Source organism: Thermostichus vulcanus str. 'Rupite' (genome assembly GCF_022848905.1).
Classification (GTDB): domain Bacteria; phylum Cyanobacteriota; class Cyanobacteriia; order Thermostichales; family Thermostichaceae; genus Thermostichus; species Thermostichus vulcanus_A.
This window is the reverse complement of the sequence record NZ_JAFIRA010000016.1, coordinates 50269-69614: the sequence shown is the minus strand read 5'-3', so window position 1 is coordinate 69614 and position 19346 is coordinate 50269. Positions and strand designations below refer to the sequence as shown.

At 54.9% G+C, this 19346-nt stretch carries 24 protein-coding genes, 2 tRNA genes and 2 pseudogenes; 17 read left to right on the top strand and 11 right to left on the bottom strand.

The window, feature by feature from the left end; all coding sequences use genetic code 11:
• Positions 1-177: 177 nt before the first annotated feature.
• The 3 genes from JX360_RS08095 to rpsP are packed head-to-tail and all read right to left on the bottom strand — an operon-like array spanning position 178 to position 2134.
• Positions 178-1281 (bottom strand): Get3/ArsA fold putative tail anchor-mediating ATPase NosAFP, encoded by a 1104-nt coding sequence (locus JX360_RS08095; protein WP_244350145.1) that lies wholly within the window; start codon positions 1279-1281, stop codon positions 178-180.
• A complete protein-coding gene (locus JX360_RS08090; RefSeq protein WP_244350144.1) occupies positions 1278-1553 on the bottom strand; it encodes a KH domain-containing protein in 276 nt (91 codons plus the stop codon). The genes JX360_RS08095 and JX360_RS08090 overlap by 4 nt, the downstream gene beginning before the upstream one ends.
• Before the next feature lie 53 nt (positions 1554-1606).
• The gene (gene rpsP, locus JX360_RS08085; RefSeq protein ID WP_244350143.1) at positions 1607-2134 is read right to left on the bottom strand and encodes a 30S ribosomal protein S16; all 528 of its coding nucleotides are present in this window, start codon (positions 2132-2134) and stop codon (positions 1607-1609) included.
• A 221-nt stretch (positions 2135-2355) separates the two neighbouring features.
• Between rpsP and JX360_RS08080 the strand changes: the two genes are divergently transcribed.
• The gene (locus tag JX360_RS08080) at positions 2356-2778 is read left to right on the top strand and encodes a TerB family tellurite resistance protein (protein ID WP_244350142.1); all 423 of its coding nucleotides are present in this window, start codon (positions 2356-2358) and stop codon (positions 2776-2778) included.
• Between the two features lie 45 nt (positions 2779-2823).
• On the opposite strand, the gene JX360_RS08075 is transcribed toward JX360_RS08080, so the two are convergent.
• Positions 2824-3213, bottom strand: coding sequence for a metal-sensing transcriptional repressor (locus JX360_RS08075; protein WP_244350141.1), 390 nt, complete (start codon positions 3211-3213; stop codon positions 2824-2826).
• A 147-nt stretch (positions 3214-3360) separates the two neighbouring features.
• Here JX360_RS08075 and sds point away from each other — a divergent pair, with 147 nt between their 5' ends.
• Positions 3361-4332, top strand: coding sequence for a solanesyl diphosphate synthase (gene sds / locus JX360_RS08070; protein WP_244350140.1), 972 nt, complete (start codon positions 3361-3363; stop codon positions 4330-4332).
• Between the two features lie 51 nt (positions 4333-4383).
• On the opposite strand, the gene lepB is transcribed toward sds, so the two are convergent.
• Positions 4384-5085 carry a signal peptidase I gene (lepB, locus tag JX360_RS08065; protein ID WP_244350139.1) on the bottom strand — a complete coding sequence of 234 codons (702 nt, stop codon included), beginning with the start codon at positions 5083-5085 and terminating at the stop codon, positions 4384-4386.
• 171 nt (positions 5086-5256) lie between these two features.
• On the opposite strand from lepB, the gene JX360_RS08060 reads away from it, so the two are divergent.
• The gene (locus JX360_RS08060) at positions 5257-5571 is read left to right on the top strand and encodes a ssr2422 family thylakoid membrane protein (RefSeq protein WP_244350138.1); all 315 of its coding nucleotides are present in this window, start codon (positions 5257-5259) and stop codon (positions 5569-5571) included.
• A 31-nt stretch (positions 5572-5602) separates the two neighbouring features.
• Here the strand turns inward: JX360_RS08060 and JX360_RS08055 are convergent, their stop codons facing one another.
• Positions 5603-6652: an ATPase, T2SS/T4P/T4SS family gene (locus JX360_RS08055; protein WP_244350137.1), complete on the bottom strand. Its 1050-nt coding sequence runs from the start codon at positions 6650-6652 to the stop codon at positions 5603-5605.
• Positions 6653-6818: 166 nt separating this feature from the next.
• On the opposite strand from JX360_RS08055, the gene JX360_RS08050 reads away from it, so the two are divergent.
• The 5 genes from JX360_RS08050 to JX360_RS08030 all read left to right on the top strand — a co-directional run bounded on the left by JX360_RS08050 (position 6819) and on the right by JX360_RS08030 (position 10141).
• A complete protein-coding gene (locus JX360_RS08050) occupies positions 6819-7556 on the top strand; it encodes a pyridoxine 5'-phosphate synthase (RefSeq protein ID WP_244350136.1) in 738 nt (245 codons plus the stop codon).
• The gene (locus JX360_RS08045) at positions 7553-8185 is read left to right on the top strand and encodes a DUF3318 domain-containing protein (protein ID WP_244350135.1); all 633 of its coding nucleotides are present in this window, start codon (positions 7553-7555) and stop codon (positions 8183-8185) included. The genes JX360_RS08050 and JX360_RS08045 overlap by 4 nt, the downstream gene beginning before the upstream one ends.
• Before the next feature lie 10 nt (positions 8186-8195).
• Entirely contained in the window at positions 8196-9023 is an 828-nt protein-coding gene (locus JX360_RS08040; protein ID WP_244350134.1) for a biotin--[acetyl-CoA-carboxylase] ligase, read from the top strand.
• An 8-nt stretch (positions 9024-9031) separates the two neighbouring features.
• Positions 9032-10006 carry a M23 family metallopeptidase gene (locus tag JX360_RS17725; protein WP_244350133.1) on the top strand — a complete coding sequence of 325 codons (975 nt, stop codon included), beginning with the start codon at positions 9032-9034 and terminating at the stop codon, positions 10004-10006.
• A 54-nt stretch (positions 10007-10060) separates the two neighbouring features.
• Positions 10061-10141: transfer RNA gene (locus JX360_RS08030), tRNA-Leu, on the top strand.
• A 6-nt stretch (positions 10142-10147) separates the two neighbouring features.
• On the opposite strand, the gene JX360_RS08025 is transcribed toward JX360_RS08030, so the two are convergent.
• Positions 10148-11113, bottom strand: coding sequence for a threonine ammonia-lyase (locus JX360_RS08025; protein ID WP_244350132.1), 966 nt, complete (start codon positions 11111-11113; stop codon positions 10148-10150).
• Between JX360_RS08025 and JX360_RS17880 the strand changes: the two are divergent.
• Positions 11114-11350, top strand: a pseudogene (locus JX360_RS17880) (DapH/DapD/GlmU-related protein); the annotation flags it as partial.
• A 19-nt stretch (positions 11351-11369) separates the two neighbouring features.
• On the opposite strand, the gene JX360_RS08015 reads toward JX360_RS17880, so the two are convergent.
• Positions 11370-11537 carry a hypothetical protein gene (locus JX360_RS08015; protein ID WP_244350130.1) on the bottom strand — a complete coding sequence of 56 codons (168 nt, stop codon included), beginning with the start codon at positions 11535-11537 and terminating at the stop codon, positions 11370-11372.
• Between the two features lie 247 nt (positions 11538-11784).
• Here JX360_RS08015 and JX360_RS08010 point away from each other — a divergent pair, with 247 nt between their 5' ends.
• The 4 genes from JX360_RS08010 (at position 11785) to JX360_RS07995 (ending at position 14031) form a co-directional block, all read left to right on the top strand.
• Positions 11785-12714, top strand: coding sequence for a metallophosphoesterase family protein (locus JX360_RS08010; RefSeq protein ID WP_244350129.1), 930 nt, complete (start codon positions 11785-11787; stop codon positions 12712-12714).
• 71 nt (positions 12715-12785) lie between these two features.
• Complete coding sequence (locus JX360_RS08005; RefSeq protein WP_244350128.1) at positions 12786-13532, top strand: phosphoadenylyl-sulfate reductase; 747 nt, start codon at positions 12786-12788, stop codon at positions 13530-13532.
• Between the two features lie 7 nt (positions 13533-13539).
• Positions 13540-13851 carry an antibiotic biosynthesis monooxygenase family protein gene (locus JX360_RS08000; RefSeq protein ID WP_244350127.1) on the top strand — a complete coding sequence of 104 codons (312 nt, stop codon included), beginning with the start codon at positions 13540-13542 and terminating at the stop codon, positions 13849-13851.
• A gap of 108 nt (positions 13852-13959) precedes the next feature.
• Positions 13960-14031: transfer RNA gene (locus JX360_RS07995), tRNA-Val, on the top strand.
• A 13-nt stretch (positions 14032-14044) separates the two neighbouring features.
• Here JX360_RS07995 and JX360_RS07990 read toward each other — a convergent pair.
• Positions 14045-14293, bottom strand: a complete 249-nt coding sequence (locus JX360_RS07990) for a hypothetical protein (RefSeq protein WP_244350126.1) — start codon at positions 14291-14293, stop codon at positions 14045-14047.
• Positions 14294-14441: 148 nt separating this feature from the next.
• On the bottom strand, positions 14442-15911 hold the full coding sequence (locus JX360_RS07985; protein WP_244350125.1) for an MBL fold metallo-hydrolase: 1470 nt from the start codon (positions 15909-15911) through the stop codon (positions 14442-14444).
• Positions 15912-16369: 458 nt separating this feature from the next.
• On the opposite strand from JX360_RS07985, the gene JX360_RS07980 reads away from it, so the two are divergent.
• The 4 genes and pseudogenes from JX360_RS07980 to JX360_RS17875 form a co-directional block, all read left to right on the top strand.
• Positions 16370-16711: a Nif11-like leader peptide family natural product precursor gene (locus tag JX360_RS07980; RefSeq protein WP_244350124.1), complete on the top strand. Its 342-nt coding sequence runs from the start codon at positions 16370-16372 to the stop codon at positions 16709-16711.
• Positions 16712-17049: 338 nt separating this feature from the next.
• Positions 17050-17400, top strand: a complete 351-nt coding sequence (locus tag JX360_RS07975; RefSeq protein ID WP_244350123.1) for a Nif11-like leader peptide family natural product precursor — start codon at positions 17050-17052, stop codon at positions 17398-17400.
• Between the two features lie 273 nt (positions 17401-17673).
• Complete coding sequence (locus tag JX360_RS07970) at positions 17674-18249, top strand: transposase (protein ID WP_341830541.1); 576 nt, start codon at positions 17674-17676, stop codon at positions 18247-18249.
• 241 nt (positions 18250-18490) lie between these two features.
• Positions 18491-18958 (top strand): annotated as a pseudogene (locus JX360_RS17875) (RNA-guided endonuclease TnpB family protein); the annotation flags it as partial.
• On the opposite strand, the gene JX360_RS07965 reads toward JX360_RS17875, so the two are convergent.
• On the bottom strand, positions 18950-19174 hold the full coding sequence (locus JX360_RS07965) for a hypothetical protein (RefSeq protein WP_244350122.1): 225 nt from the start codon (positions 19172-19174) through the stop codon (positions 18950-18952). The pseudogene JX360_RS17875 and the gene JX360_RS07965 overlap by 9 nt on opposite strands.
• Between the last annotated feature and the right edge of the window lie 172 nt (positions 19175-19346).

The following is a 19346-nucleotide window of genomic DNA, read 5'->3' as shown; positions in this document are numbered from 1 at the left end:
AAAGCGATGTTTTGAGGCAATACATTAGAAGTTTGTCTGTCTCTGGGATATTGAACCCCATGCTCCAAGGGGCCGCTGGTGCGAACGACAGACCCGCAATTCTTCCCGATGCTATGCCTACGGCACGGGACGCGAACACCCTAGCGGGTAGAGCGCGGGGCTGCTTGCGGGAATAGCTCAACCAAAGCTGATCAGCAAAAAGGGTTCTTGAAACTTCGCCCCAGTCACCTGCCGACCAGCCAGGCTAGGCGGTAAAAACAAATTGCGCCGTTGATCACCAGCAGTGATCGTCAGCTCCGGCCCCGATTGGCTCAGCTCAATTTGCGCTTTGGTAAAGCCCGGTATGAACAGCTTCACGGTGCGGGATCCCTCGTCGATGGCCAGTGGAGGAGGGACATCCGGCACGGTGAACATACCGCCTACTGCAGCCTCTAAGCCAGACCAATCGGATCCCTGGCGGGTGGGCAAGGCCCGCACGGTGAGGGGGGCAAACTCTGCAGCGGGCACCTCTGCCGACCCAATCGGTGTCACCCACAGCCCCCCCACCGTCAACCCCACCATTTGGGCGCTCCCCCACAGGTAACGGGCGGTTTGGATGGCGATCGGATCGAGGGTGGTAACCAGATGGACCAAGACTCGACGCGGATCGGCAATCGCCTGTCGCCCCTGCTCCAAAATGTTGGTCATGCCCCCCATGCGATCCGGCAGATCCTCTAGGGAGGCAAACTCGACATTGCTCACGGAACGCAACAGCGGCTCCGCGAAAGGCCGCAGGGTTTTGGCCAAATCGGAGCCCAAAAAAGCTTTGGAAGCCCGTCGCCAGTACCAACTGGCCACCTCAGGGATCCCGAATGCCCGCAGTGTGGTGAGATCCCCTGGCCCATCGTAGAGAATGCAGTCGTATTGGCCGCTGGCATCGTAGCGACGCAAGGCTTCCAGGGCAAGGGCTTGATCCATCCCCGGCAACACCCCCAGTTCCTGCCCGTAGATCTCGCGGAAAAAAGGGGTACGCACATACTGGGCCTCTAGCTCTTTGGCTGCCGTCCAGTTTTGCTCCAGCAGCTGGGTCGTCCGCAGTTGCACCACACTTAAATTGGCAGCAATGGTTACAGGATCCCCCGACAGCGGGATCCCGCCCAAGAGCATTTCCAGTCCTGGCCCCGCCTGATGGCCCACCAACAACACCCGTCGTCCCTGTTGAGCGGCAGCACGTGCTGCCGCCACCGCCAAGGTGCTGCGGCCTGTCCCCCCCTTGCCCAAGAACGTGAGAATCTGACTCATTCCCGCCCCTCCCGATGCCGTTCCCCGCCATCTCCGTAGACTTCGATATGCAGAGATTGCCCAGCCAACTGAGCCGCTGCCATCATCACCTGCCGAATCGCCTGCAGGGTTCGCCCGCCCCGCCCGAACACCCGTCCACGATCTTTCGGGTCAAAGGCTAGGCGTAGCCAGACTTTTTGCCCAGCACAGGTGGTTTCCAAGTCCATCTGCAGCCCAGCGGGGCTGACTAGGGGTTCGATAAGGAGGTGAGCAAGCGCCTTGTAGTCTGGCATGGGAAAAAACCGGTTGAGGCCAGGTCTAACCGAAAGCGTAGCCGAATTTGGCGTTAAGCTTCAGCCGCTTCCTCAACTTGAGGCTCTGCCGGGGCTTCCACTGCCGCCACAACGGGCTCTTCTTCTACCGGTTGGACTGTTTCCGTTTCGCTGATTTCGGCAACTTCAGCGACAGTCTCGGCAGCAGCTTCGGTGGCTTCAGTGACGGCCGGTGCATCGACAGCCTCAGGTTCAGCAGCTGCATCCCCAGTAGGCTCTTCACTGACCTCAGGGATCCCAACTTCAGGCTTAGCCATGGCCGGGATCCGAATCGAAGCGACCACTCCCCCCTCGCCCGCTTCCAGCATGTTATAAATGCCCGCTTTTTTGAGGATCCCTTGCAGGGTATCGGTGGGCTGAGCGCCATAGCGCAACCACTTCAGCAGGCTACCCGTTTCCAAAACGGTTTCTTTGGTGCGGGGGTTGTAGTAGCCCAATTCCTCGAGCGGACGGGCTTCACGGCGAGTTTTACTTTCAATGGCGATGATGCGATAGCTAGGTTGCCGCTTCTTTCCGTAGCGCTTGAGCCGCAATTTTACCATGGGGTGATCTGCTCCTTAGGGGTGCTCCGCAAGCTGTAGAGAATATCGGGTATTCGGTCTGCCAAGCCCGCCAAAGCTCTGCAGTCTTGGCGGTTCGGCAAATAAACACAGGCTCTCTATTCTAATCGATTTTTCCCACAGTGAAAAATGCCCAGACCCGTTTCAGAGGGCAAGCTTCGTGGCACAGTAAAAGGGAAACCCACATTCAGCCGGTAGCCATCATGGTCAACTACGCCGATCTCACAGATGCGCAGCGCCAGCTCTACCTTAAGGCTCTGATTGCAGTAGCCCGGGTAGATGGCCAATTGGATGAAGAAGAAACCGCCTTTTTTACTCAAGTGGCGGAAGGGGTGGGGTTAGATGCCCAACTGACTCAAGCCTATTTGACAGATGAAGCGGGGGCAGCTTTGGATATCAGCGGGATTCCGGCCATGCGCAACCCAGTCGGGGCACTCATTTTGCGGGATCTAGCGGCAATGGCGGTGGTGAATAGTGAATTGGTGGAAAAAGAGGAGGCGCTGATCTTTGAGATTGGCAAGGCAATGCAGTTCAGTGTTGAAGAAGTCAACGAATTTCTGGATTGGGCCTTTATGGGCTTGCAGTGGCAGTTAAAAAGTGCAGCTCTGCTGGAGCGCTACGCCTAGACAGCCAGTGCTCGGAGGCTGTGGGCGGAATGAGCTTGGGAGGACTTAGCCGATAAAGCGATCCAAAGCCCGCTGCAGTTCTTCCAGTTCCACTTCAATATTGCCGGTTTCAATGGCATGGCTGATGCAATGGCTAATGTGGTCATCCAAGATCAGCCGCGCTACCCGATCCAGCGCCCCCTTGACCGCAGCAATTTGCAGGAGCACATCTGGACAGGGTTGATCTTGCTCAATCATGGAGCGGATCCCGTGCACATGCCCTTCAATACGAGCCAGGCGATTCACCAATTTGCGGCGTGACTGCGGGTCATGATGGTGGGGGTGGGCTCGCCCGGACAGAGGAGGCTGTTCCAAAGCCAGTTCCCAATCCTCCTGCCAATCTGGTTCTGCTTGATTTGGGATCCCAGAATCGGTAGCAGGGATGCGCGCAGACATATGCGAGTGAGCAGGGGGGACAGGATCCGGCATAGGAAGATCAAGAGGCTGCTTGTATGATACCGCTGGGTTTCCCCTGAGAACGGTGGGGTGCTCTACAATAAGAAGAGATATGAAATTTTGTAAAACCTCTCATACTGCGGCTCCATGACCTCTGTGCTTTCCCCTTTCGGCCCTGTAGAAGCGGATCTGGAGCGTTTACGCCAGAACCTAACGCGGCTGGTGAGTGCCAAACACCCGATTCTGGCCACGGCTGCCGAGCACCTCTTTTCGGCGGGGGGGAAAGGGATCCGACCAGCGATTGTCCTCTTGATCGCCCGTGCCACTACCCCGGATGGAGAAATTACCCCACGCCATTGGCGTTTGGCGGAAATTACCGAAATGATCCACACGGCCAGCTTGGTGCATGACGATGTGATCGATACAGCCGATGTGCGGCGCGGCATCGATACGGTCAATACCCTCTTCGACAATCGGGTGGCGGTGCTAGCGGGAGATTATCTGTTTGGGCAGGCAGCTTGGTACTTGGCCAATTTGGACAACTTAGAGGTGGTGAAGCTGCTCTCCAAGGTGATCATGGATCTGCCGGAGGGAGAGGTACGCCAGAGCCTGACTCGCTTCGACCCAGACGTGTCGATGGAAGACTACCTGGCCAAGAGCTTTTACAAAACGGCTTCTCTCATGTCCGGCAGTTCCAAAGCCTCTGGGCTGTTGAGTGGTGTAGAGCCTGAGGTGGCGGAGCGATTGTTTGATTTTGGCCGCGACCTGGGGATTGCCTTTCAAATTGTTGATGATTTGCTTGACTTCACGGCTTCAGCCGAGACGTTGGGTAAGCCCGTGGGATCTGATCTCAGCCAGGGAAACCTGACCGCGCCGGTGCTGTTTGCCCTACAGGAATTTCCGCAAATGCGGGAGTTGATTCTGACGGAACTCGAAGATCCACAAGACCTGAAGCAAGTCCTGGAGTGGGTCTATCAAAGCGAAGGGATCCCGCGCTCCCGTCAGTTGGCCCGCGACTATGCCCATCGTGCTGCGGAGGCTCTGCACAGTTTGCCCGACTCGCTAGCCCGGCGTGCCCTGTTTCAGATGGTGGACTATGTGCTGGAGCGGCTGCGCTGAGAAGCTTCTGTAAGGATCCTATCCCATAAACCCAGGCTAGAGCGTCAGCATTCAACTGCCTCCATCTTGAGGGGTTGGATTCCTCAAGACCTGAGCTTCCGAAAGCAACTCCGGATACTTTTGCGTAGCAAAGAAGTGGAGGCGATTCGGGGGCCAAAAGCGGAAGATGGTGTTGCCGATGATGTTTTCTTCCGGCAAAAATCCCCACACATGGGAGTCCTGGCTGTCGTTGCGGTTATCTCCCATGACAAAGTAAGAGTCCGGCGGTACTACAAAATCCGACCCCTGAACTCTCACGCCTGGGCAGCGATCTCCTGGGCAAGAGTAGTTGGGAGGAGCATAGATATAGTCTTCCTGGAGAGGGATCCCGTTAATGAAAATCTTCCCATCCACAATGCGCATGCGATCCCCTGGCAGACCAATCACCCGCTTGATATAAGCGCCATCGAAGTTTAATTTGGCGGGCGGGTTGAACACGATGATATCGCCGCGTTTGGGAGAACTGAAGCGGTAACTCACCTTTTCCACCACCAGCCGATCCCCTTCTTCCAGCGTCGGCAACATGGAATCCGACGGGATCCAGCGCGCTTCCGCCACAAAGGTACGGATGCCAAAGGCCAGCAATAGCGCCAACAAAAGGGTCAATACATTCTCCCGTTGGCTCTGCCACCAGCTGCGGGATCCCGAATGAGCAGGGAGCTCCGATTTCGGCAGGTTGGGCTTGGGCAGAGAAGCAGGATCTTCTGGCGGCATGGATACCTAACGCACAAGACTTCACGATCTCAAGATTATCGCACCCAACTTGGGGTAGCAGGATGGGATCCCGTCCCATCGAACCTGCGCTAGAGAGCCAGGTGGCAGCAAGTAGCATAGGAGCAGGTTCCTCTTGTAGAGTTCTTGTACGGTGTCTCAACGGCAAGCCCTATGACGATTTCAGCAGAAGAGCGCCTAGATCGCTTAGAGCGGCTGGTAGAAGCCAACAGCCAAGCGATCGCTCACCTCACCCAACAGCAGGGGGAGATTCTGGAGCGGATGGATCGGCTCTCGGGGGATACTGAAAAACTCTCAGGGCGGGTTGAGAAGCTCTCGGGTGATGTTGAGAAGCTCACTTTTAAGTTCGATACCTCACAAACCCTCGGGGAACGGTTAGAACGTCTAGCCACCAGCCTGATTGCCGGTGCCACCATTAGCATTATTGCCGGGGTGATTTTGGTGCTGTTGCGGGAGGGATCCCGTTGAAGGGGTGTCGCTCAGGACGGGTTTTACGGGATCAACTGCCGGAATTGAGTTTTTCCCAATCCTGTTGATAGGCGGCAATCATTTGGGCTTGGGCTTGAATCGCCGCCAGAGTTTCCGTCATCAGGGGCCAGTCGCTATTGGGGGGACTGGGATACTGCTTGAGCTTATCAACCGTGCTGCTCAGGGTCATTTGCAGTTGTTGCATCATTTGGTGGGTTTGTTGAGCGAGGGCCAGAGCTTCGGTGACGCGGATGTTGTTCTGGTTCTGCTGATATTTCTGGAGGGCTTCGCCTCGTAGGATATTCAGAATTGCCCCTTCTTTGGAGCGCTGCGGGATAACTCGCAACTGCAACACCAGCGGTTCGCCTTTATACACCCGCTCCACTTCCGCCTGCTGAGCTTCTCCGATCAACGCCGGATCCAACATCATCATCCGCTTCATACTGGCCAGCAACTTGGCCCGCACTGATTCAGACAGTTCCTTGAACAGATCCCGTAAAATACCCTGCTGGCGGTAGCGCACCCGACACAACACCCCCTCCTGAGGCTCCACAAAAATTTGATCGGCCCGTTCATCCAAAGCTCGCCGCAACATCGAGTTGAGCAACTGTTGAACCGTTTCTTCCGATTCAGTTGGCGGCGCAGGGGGAGCCGTTTGTTTGGCTGGAGGAGGAAGATTGGGGGCCGGGGCCATTTGGGTTTCTGGCCCAGCTTTGGGGGCGGGCACCTCTCGGGTCACCCGGTTGGCTTGGGCTTGGGACCGCAGCCGAGCCACCTCTGTCGGATCGGGGGGATGGCTAAAGTAGTAGGCGATCAGATCCTGTTGCTCCTCAAAGGTCAGCGGGATTGGCTCGACAGAAATTTGCGAATAGGCCAGCATTTTGCCCACGTAGTCCAGCGCCGCCAAATCTTGAGGATCCACCATGCCCAAAATTAAGCTGTCGGTATCCAGGGCAACCGGCACCACCTGATAGTAGATGCAGATCTCAACTGGCAGGTACTGAGCAATCAGGGCCGGCACCCGCGTCCGGTCAATTTTGGTGTGTCGTCCTACCGCCAGAGAGACATCTGGATCAGTCATGGCAAGCCCGGATCCCGCGTAGGCGAGACATTGTTCCTAATCACTGTAGTCTATGGAGCGGTGTGTGATCTCCATCCCCCTCAAGACTCGTCCGACCGGCTCAAATTGACTAAAGTGTAATATTAAGACGATTCTTAACCCTCTCTCAACAAAAGAAGCGAAAGCCTTGTTAAGTCTTGGAGTCAACATCGACCACATCGCCACTGTTCGACAGGCGCGCCGCACCGTTGAGCCCGATCCGGTGGCAGCAGCGGTGATTGCAGAACTAGCAGGCGCCGATGGCATCACGGTGCATTTGCGCGAAGATCGCCGTCACATTCAAGAGCGAGATGTACGCCTGCTGCGGCAGACGGTGCGTACCCACCTTAATCTGGAAATGGCGGCCACCGATGAAATGGTGGCCATCGCGCTCGAGATCAAACCCGACTATGTCACGTTGGTACCGGAGCGGCGGGAAGAGGTGACCACGGAAGGGGGTCTGAATGTGGCTGGACAGGTGTCTCGCCTCAGTGATGTCGTGGGCCAACTCCAGGGATCCGGCATTCCGGTTAGCCTATTTATTGATCCGGATGCGACCCAAATTGCTGCTGCCGCTCAAGTGGGCTCCCAGTGGATCGAACTGCATACGGGGCGTTATGCTGAAGCCTCCTCAGAAACGGAGCGGGAGGTGGAACTCAGCCACCTGGAAGATGCCTGTAACCAGGCTATCGACTTGGGCTTGCGGGTGAATGCGGGGCATGGGCTCACCTACTGGAATGTGGGCCCTGTGGCGCGGATCCCAGGGATGGAGGAGTTGAATATTGGCCATAGCATTGTCAGTCGGGCGGTACTGGTGGGGTTGGATCGGGCGGTGCGAGAGATGCGTCAGGCGATGGGATTAAGCTTGGGGGTAGGCCCGACATGAACTCGGATTACTACGGCTACGAGAACCACATTCTTGAGCAGGCGGAGATCGAGCGCCTCTTGGATTTGCTCCCTGCCGGTATGCGGGAGAGCGTGAAAATCTTGCCTGCCTCAGAGCGGCAAACCTCCGTGATTAAAGGCCGTCGACAAATGCCCTGGGAGCGGCAGATGCACTTATTTATCAAACCCTATGAATGGCGACAGTTTACGCCAGTGCAACGGGCGGGGCTATTTTTGCACAAGGTGGGCTACTACAGCCGAGCGGTCTCGCGGCAGATTGACTTTTACCTGGCTTTGGCGGCTTTGGGAGGGTTAAGCCTGATCTTTGAGGCCGTCCAACAAGATCCGGTGGGGGCGACGGTTTCGGGGGGGTTGAGTGGCTTGGCCCTCTGGCAGTTACGCCGCGATCAAACCAATGACCGACGCTTATTGGCTGCTGATGCCTATGCGGTTGATCGCATGGTGCTACGCGGGATCCCACGCTTACAGGCGGTAGAAGCTTTGGGGCAGGCGCTGCATGTTGAGGCGCGATTGGAGGGGCGCTCAGGCAATGAGCTGTTGGATATGTTGCGCTACCAAAATCTGAAGCGGTTGGCCCAACGTCCGGCAGAAGACATCGTGTTGAGCTGATTGGGGGCAGATGTTATCGCCATCACGGCTGGCATCCCTGGTGGGTTCAAAGGCTTGGGGTCAACATCTGCTGCAGGTGGCGGTGACCGATTCCACCAACCGCTTGCTCTTGGATTGGGGCCGCCACTTTCCCCAGCCGCTCCCACTGGGCACGGTTTTGGTTAGCACCCGTCAACGGGCTGGGCAGGGACAACATGGGCGGGTATGGCAGTCGCCGCCGGGGGGGTTGTACCTATCGGTGTGGCTGGGATCCCCACCCTTGGATCACTCGTTGCTGGAGTTGACCCTAACACTGGGCTGGGGCATCGTGGGAGCCTTGCGGCAAACCCTCGGGATCCCGCTGGGGTTGAAATGGCCGAACGATTTGGTTGTGGAGGATGAGAAGCGTCCGGGCTGTTTGCTGAAGCTGGGGGGGATCCTGCTGCAAAGCCGCTTTGGCGGGGCCGGACAACTGTTGGGCTTGGTGGCTGGCTGCGGACTAAACCTAAACAATGGGGTGCCACAGGGGGCGATCGCATTGTCACAACTGTTGGGATCCCGACAGGATCGCACAAGGATTGGAGCCTTGGTATTACAGGGAATGGAGCGGGGGTTCTGCATCTGGCGGCAGTCAGGGTTCCAACCGGTTCGCCGAGAATATGAGAGCTGGATGATCCCCGCGCAAGTGGATTGGCCAGAAGTAGAGGCTGTCGCCACGGTTTTGGGCCTTGCCGAGGATGGGAGGATCCGGGTACAAACACAAGGGGAGCGACATTCCCAACAGCGGCAGTCTATTCTGACGCTTACGCCCGACCAAGTTCGCTTGAGCTATCGCCTTGCCGTTCGCGGCAGCCTGTAGTTTTTCTTGTGTGGCCTGTGTTGAAACTGGTGATGGATCCCTTCATAGCGGCAGTGCGGTTCCCTTTCAGGTGGGCTCGGCAATGGCGACGGCTGCGATTTTGGCTGGGGTTAGGGCTCTGTCTGCTTGGGTTTTATCCCAGTACCCTTTTGGCGCAAACTCAGCCGCAGAGCCTACCCCCACCGCCTGTGGTAGAACCGGCTTTGGATACTCCGGGAGGGGCAGCCCTGCTCCTGGATGGGGCTATCCCGATGTCAGAGACTTCTCTGGAGGCCGCAGCATCCCCTGTGGCAGCCGATGAACCTCTGACTCTGGAAGCCGAAACCCGCACCGACACAGTGGTGGGACGGGAAATTATCCTCGAACCGGAGGAAACCCGTAACTTGGCGGCTCCCCCGGATTCCGGCAACCCGATTGTGGTGCCGATTGTGCTGATGGAACGAACCTCGGGTCGCCGCATCATCATCTCGCCTGGCCAAGAAATTCGCATTGAGGATCCCAGCCAAGAAGCAGACCCGGAACCTGCGAGCCAGCCGCAGGTGGCGGCAGGGGATGAGCGCCTGTTGTACCCCTTACCTCGCCCCGTGCCCATTACTTCTGGGTTTGGCATGCGGATGCACCCGATTCGCGGTCAGCCTGAGTTCCATGCCGGTGTGGATTTGGGGGCCAGCATGGGGACGCCGATTTTGGCTTCCTTCAGCGGTAGGGTGGTCAATGCGGGATCCCTGGGTGGCCTTGGCATTGCCGTGGTGTTGGAACACGCAGGCAACCAACGCACTCGCTATGGCCACATGTCTGAGGTGGCGGTGGCTGCTGGGGAACAGGTGCAACAGGGATCCGTGATTGGCTATGTGGGTGCATCTGGGGAAGTCACGGGGCCCCATTTGCATTTTGAGCTGTGGAAACGGGCTAGCGGGCAGGACTGGGTGGTTCTGGATGCAACGGATGACCTGAAGATTGCCGTTGCTCAGTTACCGGGTTAGCCGCGCTTAAGTTAGTATCATTGAGCGGGATCCCTCCCGGTTGGATTTGGTTTTGCGGACGTGGCGGAATGGCAGACGCGCTAGACTTAGGATCTAGTGCCGCAAGGCGTAAGGGTTCAAGTCCCTTCGTCCGCATAGGAGTTAGTTTTCGTTAGGCGCGTTGAGGGCCAGAGTCAGGATCTCAGCATCCACATTGCCTCCGGAGAGAATCACCCCAATCCGTTGCCTGGGCAAAACGATTTTTTGGGCCAAGAGAGCCGCAATTCCAACTGCGCCCGTCGGTTCAATCACCAGCTTCATGCGCGTCAGCAACAGCTGCATTGCCCTGAGAATGTCGGCATCGCTCACCAGCACCACCTCATCCACATAGCGCTGAATGACGGGAAAGGTGTGTTGCCCTGGGCAGGTGGTACGGATCCCATCCGCAAGGGTATTGGGCAGTGGGATCCACACCCGTTCCCCTTTTTGCAGAGACAGAAAATAATCATTGCCGGTCTCCGGTTCTACCCCATAGAGGCGCATCGTCGGGTTCAGGGCCTTGGCCACCAAGGCGCAGCCACTGAGCAACCCACCGCCACCGAGGGGCACTACCAACGCATCCAGCTCCGGCACCTGCTCCAGAAACTCCAGCGCACAAGTCCCCTGCCCGACCATAATGCGTGGATCATCATAGGGGGGAATGAGCAGCGATCCCTGTCTCGCTGCGATTTGCTGGGCTAGAGCCTCTCGGTCTTCCGTTTGTCGGTTGTAGAAGCGGATTTGCGCTCCATAGCTTTGGGTGGCTCGTATCTTGGCGCATGGGGCATCCTCCGGCATCACAATAGTGGCCGGGATCCCGAATTCCGCCGCCGCAATTGCTACCCCCTGCGCGTGGTTTCCAGAAGAAAACGCCACCACCCCCTGCTGACGGGATCCCAGATCCAAACTGGAGAGAACATTCATCGCTCCGCGCACCTTGAAGGATCCCCCCCGCTGAAAGGACTCCGCTTTGCAGAATACCTGAGCACCCGTCCGCCGATCTAGGTAGCCGCTGGTGTGAACGGGGGTACGGTGGACTCGCGGACCAATCTGGCTCTGGGCCAAACGAACAGCCTCCAGGGTAAGCATGATCCTACTGATCCCACTCTCCGCTTGACCGGACAAGAACTGGCTGCCCCGATTCACATTGGCAACAACGTTTGGATCGGGGGTGGGGCGATCCTCTGTCCAGGGATCCGAATCGGCAATAACACGGTGATCGGGGCGGGTAGCGTGGTGACTCGGCAGATTCCAGCCAATGTAATAGCAGTAGGCAACCCCTGCCAAGTGATCAAATCACTTGAACCGTCCCAGTCTGGCCGCTAGCCTCTCACCCGTTAGCCTCTCACTGGCAGCAATGGGCGCTAACACAGCAATCGGAGGGGTGCTCATGGTTGTGGGTGGCACAGGCTTCGCTGCAATAGAGGTTCCCTTCGTAGGTAAAGCCTTGGCTACTGTCAAAACTACAGTTGCAATGTTCACAGGCACAACGGACAAGGGTACTGGTGGACATGATGGTTCTCCTTAAAATGCTCAAAATGAAAGTGAGACCGGATCCCTTACCAATGGAAATCCGCTTCTCCACACCCTAACGGTTTCTCCCCAGCCCTGCTGAAACAAGAATCAGACTCACTTTCAGCCCTCCCTAGGCTCAAGGGTTCTCAAGGGATAGAGTCCGGTCAAGGTTAAGAGAAGCCCATAGCCCTCAGGGCCGTTATTGATTATGATCCGGGCGTGAGGTGTGAATAAGTACAAAGCCGATGGCAACCGAACGGATTCGCTTTGCACAAGTCTCGGATATTCATCTGATGCCGGAGACAGGGTGCCGCTGTTGGTGGATGTCCGAATCCCCCCGCCGCCAGTTGGAAGCAGCCATCGCCCATCTTAATCAAGTGCCCGATCTGCGCTTTGTGGTTTTTACCGGGGATTTGGTGGATCAAGCGGATCCCCCTAGTTTTCAGTGCTTTCAAGAGATCCTCTCCCAACTGCGGGTGCCCTACTACCTCAGTCTCGGCAACCACGATATCGACACGCTCGGGCGCAAGGGGCGTTTCAACCGAGATCAGTTCGTCCGTTGGTGCCAAGACCAATTCCCGCTGCAACTAGCTCCGACTGGCTACGTGGATTACAGCCTCGCTCCACTGCCTGGGATCCGGTTGATTGCTCTCGATGCCAGCTTAGGGCGCTTCCCCTTGCCTCAGGGGGTGTTGCGACCAGCCCAACTGCACTGGTTATCCGAACATTTGCAATCCGTACCGGAGGAATGGCTGATCCTGCTCATTCATCAGCCCCCCTTTACCTCTGCGAGGCAGATGGACTCGGTTTTATTCCGCAAGTATCGAGTCTTAACCGAGCAAGCCCTAGCCCTGCACGATATCCTAGCCAGTCATGGGCGTGTGGTGGCGGTTTTGAGTGGGCATCTACATGTGCCGAAGATGTATGTCCGGGACGGGATCCCTTACCTGACTGCCCCCCCATTGGTCGGGCCTATCTCGGCGTTGCGGGTGTTTGAGTTGGACGTGAATCCGCGGCGCGGGATCCTCCGTTACCACTGGGTCAACCTGCTGGAGCTGGATCCCAGCCCCCTTTGGCATGGCTTGGTGATGGGTACTCGTCGGGATCGCTGGGGAGAAATTCCCCTCCGAGTTAAGGGATCCCAATCACTACCCCTGCCTGCTGCCATCCGATAACCTAAAAACTCCCAAAATCTGACCGAATTAATGTAGATTAAAAAATATCAGTAACCTCGTGTTTGCACCCTATGACAGCAACCCTTTCTTCCTCAAGCCGCTGGGAATTGGCAGTCCAAGCGCTGCAAGAACAGTATCAACCCCAAGTTGTGTCTTTAAGCGAACAGTTCGAGCCTCTGGATCCAATAGCCTTACTGAGCTGGGCGGATCGGGAGTTTGGGGATGGGTTGTTGCTGGCCTGTAGCTTTGGCCCGGAAGATGTGGTGTTGATCGACCTGCTCACTTCCATTCGCCCCCATGCCCGCGCCTTTTTCCTGGATACCGATTTTCATTTCCCGGAAACGCTGGAACTGCGGGAGCAGATTCTAGCTCGCTACCCGCAACTGCAACTGGAGAGCCTGAAACCCCTGCTCACTCCCGAAGAACAAGCGGCTCAATATGGACCGGAACTGTATCGCGCTAACCCCGATCTCTGCTGCAGCATTCGCAAGGTGGAACCCTTGAATCGCGCTTTGGTCAGTTGCACCACCTGGATCACGGGTATGCGTCGGGAACAATCCCCCACCCGCGCCGATATTGGCAAAGTGCAATGGGATGGCAAACGGAACCGTCTCAAGCTCAATCCCCTTGCCGACTGGACGGAAACCCAAGTATGGGATTACATCCGCACCCACGGGATCCCCTACAACCCCCTCCACGATCGCAACTATCCCAGCATTGGTTGTATCCACTGCACCGCTCCTGTCGCTCCGGGTGCGGATCCCCGTTCGGGCCGCTGGCAGGGCAAGGCCAAAACTGAGTGTGGCTTGCATACCTAACCCAGCGATGAGTGATTCTCCTGTTCTTGAGGTGGCGCAGCTAGAGGTGCTCCCTGGCTCTGAGGCTGCTTTTGAAGCGGCGATTGCCCAAGCGTTTGTCTTTTTGCAGCAAACCGAGGGCTACCGACAGCACCAACTGCAACGTTGTTTAGAACACCCTCAGCAATACCTGCTGTTGATTCAGTGGGGATCCCTGAATGCCCATTTGGTGAACTTCCGCCAGTCGGAAAACTTTGTCCGGTGGCGTGCTTTGATTGGCCCCTATTTTGCTCAGCCCCCGCAGGTGTTGCATTACCAGTTGCTGACGGGATCCCCCTGAGTCAGCCCACCGCCATCGGGTCTTCTTGACACCCAAACTCAGTCGCGAACAGATGTGATATCATCGACTTCCGGCTTTGTGATTTAAGCTCAGTCGGATCCCTGAAGGGGGCTGTTAACTCAGAGGTAGAGTACCACCTTGACACGGTGGGAGTCGCTGGTTCAATTCCAGCACAGCCCATTCCCTAAAGCCCTTACCTGCTCGTTTCTTTCATGATGTCGATGATCAGGGGAGTCACATCCCGCAACAGGGGGATCAGCACAGCCGTTACTGCTGCAATAACCACTACGTTCCGGGTGAAGTTCAAGGTATCTCTGGAAGACTGAAAGAACCGTTCGTCCCAACGCTTAACTTCACTCTCTAAACGTGCCTCTAACGCCTGGATGTCCTGACGGGTAGCTTTCACCTCCGCCAGCACATCCCTCAATGTTGGCTCACTCATTGCTGGGATCCCTCCTGTGCGCTGGACTTGCTAAGTCTTACCGCCGTGTCTAGCTCGCCAAACCCGACTCCACAGAAATCTTATCGAAAAGCGGCGTAAAACCCCGGCTCTACCGCTTCGCGGAAGCAAGCTAATAGCCGGGGGAGTGTCAACGCCCTGAACGAATGGCATTCCGAAGCAGTTGATGAGGGGATCCCGTTTTGGAGTAGACATAGCCATCCCCAATGTGCCAAGGGATCACTGCCGTTGCCGCACCCCGTTTTTGAAGTTCCACGAGGGTAGCCTCAATCAGTTCTCGATCATGGATCCCAGGGGTTCCCAAGTCTGACCAGCTATCGGCATAGGGTAAGCAGGCTTTGGCTTGAGTAATGCTGCTGAGTTCGGCGACGCCTGCGGGTCCTAAAGTGGCGATGTAGCCGCCCTCCTGTTCATTAGTGACCGAAAAAATACGCGGGTTGCTGAGTAGGTTGGCAACAATATCAACCCCCCAGCTGGAGAGGTCGGTACCAATGGAATTGTAGGAGAGGGCTTGAAAATTGCTGATCAAATGATCCAAAGGTGCAAAGCGATCCCGCACATATTCGGCTACCTCCACCATCGAAGCCGCCGGCTCAAACCCCGCATCGATCAAGAACCATGAAGTGAATTCTTCGCATTGCAGTAGGTAAGTGTTGCCCCAGTTGCGCAGGTCGGGATGCTGTGGGCTGTCAAATCGGGGCACCAAGGGTTGCTCCCCGTAGAAGGGCAGCACACGCACATCAATATCCCCAATCCGAATCGGGTCGGCATACCAATCTACCGCGATGACCTGCTCAAACCCCAGGCTGCGCAAGCGTCCTTCCATGTCTTCGCACATCAAGCTGGGCCGAGGCACTTTGGGCACAATCACCGGGATATCCGCAGGAAACATCATCAGGGTGGGATAATGCCAGTGGTCATAATGGCTGTGGGAAATGAGTATGGCATCCACTTGACCTTCCACCATGGCGCGGGTGATATCGGCTTTGAGTCCTTCCCGCCCGTAGTTGGAGTGAAACTGCGGATCCACCAAAATACCTGTGGTGCCCGAGCGGTAAAGGAGTGCGGCATGTTGTAGGCGATAAACCCCACTCGATCCCAAAGGAGCTGCAACAGGAGTATAGGGTTGCTCCACCAAGACCTGAGAGGCGATTAACTTTTCCAACAGGGGATGAACCTCTTCTGGCAGCTGCTCCAGAATCTGTTGACGGGTTTGGGTGCCGCGACCACACTGTGCCAGCAACTGATGAATCGCCGGCAAGATGGCCTCATCTTGAATAGCCTCTCGCCCCTCTCTACGCAAAAAAGACGGGATCCGGGTATTGCTAAAGAAAAGACCCAGCAGGGGGTTCGTTTCCGGGAATAGGAACTGCGGCTTGAGGGAAAAGGGCTCTGGCGAGTCCAGGTCAATGTCGAATAAAGCCTCGGCCACCTCCGGTTGCACCTGCAGTCCCCGCTGTATGGAAAGCCCTAGGTCATGGGTATCTACAAAATCCTGCAACAGTGCCTGTATCAATGGCTGCACGGCATAGCAAATCTGGTCGTTGCCATTTACGGCCAAGAACTGGGATCCGCGAGCAAAAGTTAGAATATCATGCATCTTCAACAAATCTTTCCTGTTCTACTAGAACGATAAATTCAATACAGCCCTAAAAAAAGGATTAGGAAGTTCACAATCTCAGTCAATGCTCGAAAGAGTATAGAGGCGCAAGCAACCCCTCAATCAACTTATGAGCACAACTTATGAGCACAACTTATGAGCATTTGATGCAGTGCTGCTTGATACTAACATGTCAATTCCAAAGGGAACATCTAGCTAGATAAAGCCTTAATGAAGCTGTGACAGACAGAAACCATCTCTTCTTGAATATTTCATTTAAGGCAAGCTTCTGAACCAAACGAACCAGTCACAATACTGCAGAGTTGTAGATTCCGCAGGCAAATTTTATCGGATATGTATTGAGGCCCATAATACGAAAGTTTCTTAACCTTTCCTTTGACTGAAATTTGGGTGGCTAGTGTTATAGTTCACTCGTAGGCCAGCCCGAGGTGTTTAGTATGAGTGCAGAAGCTGTCAGCGACTTTCTCAAAAAAGTCGCAGAGGATGAAGCTTTGATGAACGAATTGGCGCAAGCTATGGAAGCTGAGGATGATCGAGCCGCTGTAGCTCAGCTAGCCATTAGCAAAGGCTATGACGTTACTCCCGACGAACTATGGGCAGAAGTCCAAAAGCGTCAGGCAGAAGCGGGTACTGAATTGAGTGATGAAGAACTTGAATCTGTTGCAGGGGGCTTCTTAGGGCCAACGCTCACAGTCCCTGTCACAATCCCTGGCTTTCCTGGGGGCCCAGGGGGTGGTCTGCCCTTCCCCTTGCCCAAGATTCCTAAGCCCAAGTGGTGAATATTTTCTGCCTAAATATGTAGCGTGTGAACTAGCAGATATCTTTTGGAGCGGCCTAGTGATATCCATTGTCCAAGCCGCTCTTTTTTGGCTATACCATCTCATTTCAACCCTGAAGTGAGGATCATGAGCATAGAGGCTGTTAACGCATTTCTCGAATAATCCTCCTTGCCAAGACCCAAGTGGTAAGTCTTGATTAGCGCACCTCGGCAGCAGTTGAAATTGCGTTGAGGGGATAGCTTATTGGGATCCCTAGGGAAGAAGCCTTAGTAATTCTTAATAATTGACTGCGACTGTTTGATGGTAAATTGTTCTTGTTCGTTTATTGGGTCTTCAATATGAGCACTCAAGCTGCTGCTGAGTTTTTGGATAAGGTGGGAGAAGATGCCTCTTTGCTAGAAGAGTTGGCGAAAGCTCTGGAAGCTGAGGATGATCGGGGTGCTGCCGCCCAGCTTGCTGTTAGCAAAGGCTATGACGTCACTCCCGACGAGCTTTGGGAAGAAGTGCAGAAACGCCAAGCGGAATTTGGCGAGCGTCAAGATGCTGGTGAACTCTCTGATGAAGAGTTGGAAGCGGTTGCCGGTGGTGAGGCTGTGGTTGCCACAGCTATTATCAGTGCCATTAGTACCATTGCCTCAGCAGCGATTCCTCTGACCCCTCAAATCAAAATCCCCAAGCCGAAGTGGTAGTCTCTTTCTCCACAGGATACAGAGCAGATCTGTATCCTGTGGATGTAGACTCCTATGGATGTATGAAGCAGGCTAGAGCAAATCTAGTCTGCTTTTGTCTCGTGCCTTTGCCTCTTTTGAGATATGCAGCTGAGATATGCAGCAGATGTTTGTTCTCAGTCCCTAACCTTGCTCTCTGTTGGATGAGTTTGTCGAGGTTGAGTAGAAGTTGTTTCTGATCTTTTCCAATCGTGGTCTACGACCCACCTCGACTGAGCTGAGGGTAGGCCCCCTATCACCTCAGATTTCAATCAATTCTTAGAAAGCCTATGGACAGAGGAAGAGAGGCTGAATATCGAAGAGGTTGGCATCGATATGTGGGCTGGATTTGCCAGGCTAGTCAAGCCGGTATTTCCCAAAGCACATATTGTCTATGACAGATTTCATGTGATGCAGAAAGCTGCCAAAGAATTAGACAGACTTAGACGACAGTCTCGACTCACAGAAAAAGGCTCAAGAAGAATCATACTTAAGAATAATGAAGACTTAACTGCGGAAGAAAAAGCAAAACTAGCAATCTATTTAAGACAAAGTCAACAACTGAGGCAAGCCTATACACTGAAAGAAAGACTACGAAGCATTTTCGAGAGCAGGATCACCGTAAAAGAAGGAGAGGTTCAAATAGTCGCATGGCTGAAAGATGTTCGAAGAATCTACACCGATGTGGTGAAAACAATCCAGAATCATCTTCAGGGAATCTGTCAGTATTTTGCCAATCGTGTGACCAGTGGCATCATGGAGGGAATCAACAACCGGATCAAGGTAATCAAGCGACAAGGGTATGGGTTTACCAACATTACAGCCCTTTAATGCTCCGCATGCCTAAAGTGAACGTGGGTTTGCTACAACAACAGTTGTGTCCTTACCCTATTTTGAACCTATTTTGAAAGCGCTAGAGTGCTCCGCACCGCTGTCGCGAAGGGGATTCCCCCGTGCTAGGTGACTAACGGTCGCGCTAGCGTGCCCTTGGCGCAAAGGGCTGTACTAACTTCAGAGCCAGATTATTGGCAGCTTTCTGGCCTTAGTAATCCTTGATCACCATAAGTCCGGGAGGGCCGGAACGGTTGTCTTTGACTGGAACCCAAGGCAAAAAGACCCAGCCAACATGGGGCGAAAAATGAATCAGCAGTTTGTCCAAATTCCCACCGCCCGGTTGAAGCAGAGAGCATCTCAGCTTTGCCAGCCGTATGGCATCCGATTTGTTGAAACAGAGGAAGCGAATACTTCAGCAGCAAGTTTTCTGGACAAGGACGCTCTTCCCCAATACGGTGAAAAACCCGAAGGCTGGAAAGCGTCAGGACGGCGTGTCAAACGAGGACTCTATCGAACCGCAGGAAATGGGTATCTGAATGCGGATGGCAATGGAGCTGCCAATATACTCCGGAAAGTAGCGGCAACATTGGGGCTTGACCTCAGTGGAGTCAGTAGAGGCGCATCGTGCTCCGCATGACCCGGAGGGTCATTGACAACGCCGTTGCAAGTCCGATTCTGGGCTATTCAAGAATCCCCGTCACTTTAGTGTGGGGAGTGTCAAATCTTCACCATACTGATCTCGAAATCGATCCTTTTGGGTCAGCAAGGATTGAATCTGCATCACCTCGGCATCTTTGTTGAGCAGGTAGGGCCGAAAGTGAGGATAGTAGCTCTCAGTCTTGAAGTTCTCGAAAGTAGCAATGGCTTCAGAATGATAGATCTGTTGGATTTGGCGAATAAATTTACTGCTCCCATAGGCCATAACGGGGCTCTCTCTGGGATAAAGGCAGTCAAGGGCAGTATCGTATTGGTTTACCACTTGCACTGGACATCCCTGTCGTCTAAGTTCCTCAATCAGGGGATTTTTGAGGGATTTGAAATGGGTCTCTCGAATAATATGATGGAGAACTGCTGCCAGGAAAGCGAGGAAGGGG

Excerpts from the sequence above, each read along its gene's own strand:
- JX360_RS07980 (WP_244350124.1), top strand. The coding sequence starts at position 16,370 with ATGAGTGCAGAAGCTGTCAGCGACTTTCTCAAAAAAGTCGCAGAGGAT.
- JX360_RS07985 (WP_244350125.1), bottom strand. The coding sequence starts at position 15,911 with ATGCATGATATTCTAACTTTTGCTCGCGGATCCCAGTTCTTGGCCGTA.
- JX360_RS07975 (WP_244350123.1), top strand. The coding sequence starts at position 17,050 with ATGAGCACTCAAGCTGCTGCTGAGTTTTTGGATAAGGTGGGAGAAGAT.
- rpsP (WP_244350143.1), bottom strand. The coding sequence starts at position 2,134 with ATGGTAAAATTGCGGCTCAAGCGCTACGGAAAGAAGCGGCAACCTAGC.
- JX360_RS07965 (WP_244350122.1), bottom strand. The coding sequence starts at position 19,174 with ATGGCCTATGGGAGCAGTAAATTTATTCGCCAAATCCAACAGATCTAT.
- JX360_RS08005 (WP_244350128.1), top strand. The coding sequence starts at position 12,786 with ATGACAGCAACCCTTTCTTCCTCAAGCCGCTGGGAATTGGCAGTCCAA.
- sds (WP_244350140.1), top strand. The coding sequence starts at position 3,361 with ATGACCTCTGTGCTTTCCCCTTTCGGCCCTGTAGAAGCGGATCTGGAG.
- JX360_RS08055 (WP_244350137.1), bottom strand. The coding sequence starts at position 6,652 with ATGACTGATCCAGATGTCTCTCTGGCGGTAGGACGACACACCAAAATT.
- JX360_RS08000 (WP_244350127.1), top strand. The coding sequence starts at position 13,540 with ATGAGTGATTCTCCTGTTCTTGAGGTGGCGCAGCTAGAGGTGCTCCCT.
- JX360_RS08080 (WP_244350142.1), top strand. The coding sequence starts at position 2,356 with ATGGTCAACTACGCCGATCTCACAGATGCGCAGCGCCAGCTCTACCTT.
- JX360_RS08090 (WP_244350144.1), bottom strand. The coding sequence starts at position 1,553 with ATGCCAGACTACAAGGCGCTTGCTCACCTCCTTATCGAACCCCTAGTC.
- JX360_RS08025 (WP_244350132.1), bottom strand. The coding sequence starts at position 11,113 with ATGCTTACCCTGGAGGCTGTTCGTTTGGCCCAGAGCCAGATTGGTCCG.
- JX360_RS08045 (WP_244350135.1), top strand. The coding sequence starts at position 7,553 with ATGAACTCGGATTACTACGGCTACGAGAACCACATTCTTGAGCAGGCG.
- JX360_RS08015 (WP_244350130.1), bottom strand. The coding sequence starts at position 11,537 with ATGTCCACCAGTACCCTTGTCCGTTGTGCCTGTGAACATTGCAACTGT.
- JX360_RS07990 (WP_244350126.1), bottom strand. The coding sequence starts at position 14,293 with ATGAGTGAGCCAACATTGAGGGATGTGCTGGCGGAGGTGAAAGCTACC.
- JX360_RS08075 (WP_244350141.1), bottom strand. The coding sequence starts at position 3,213 with ATGTCTGCGCGCATCCCTGCTACCGATTCTGGGATCCCAAATCAAGCA.
- JX360_RS08095 (WP_244350145.1), bottom strand. The coding sequence starts at position 1,281 with ATGAGTCAGATTCTCACGTTCTTGGGCAAGGGGGGGACAGGCCGCAGC.
- lepB (WP_244350139.1), bottom strand. The coding sequence starts at position 5,085 with ATGCCGCCAGAAGATCCTGCTTCTCTGCCCAAGCCCAACCTGCCGAAA.
- JX360_RS08040 (WP_244350134.1), top strand. The coding sequence starts at position 8,196 with ATGTTATCGCCATCACGGCTGGCATCCCTGGTGGGTTCAAAGGCTTGG.
- JX360_RS08010 (WP_244350129.1), top strand. The coding sequence starts at position 11,785 with ATGGCAACCGAACGGATTCGCTTTGCACAAGTCTCGGATATTCATCTG.
- JX360_RS08060 (WP_244350138.1), top strand. The coding sequence starts at position 5,257 with ATGACGATTTCAGCAGAAGAGCGCCTAGATCGCTTAGAGCGGCTGGTA.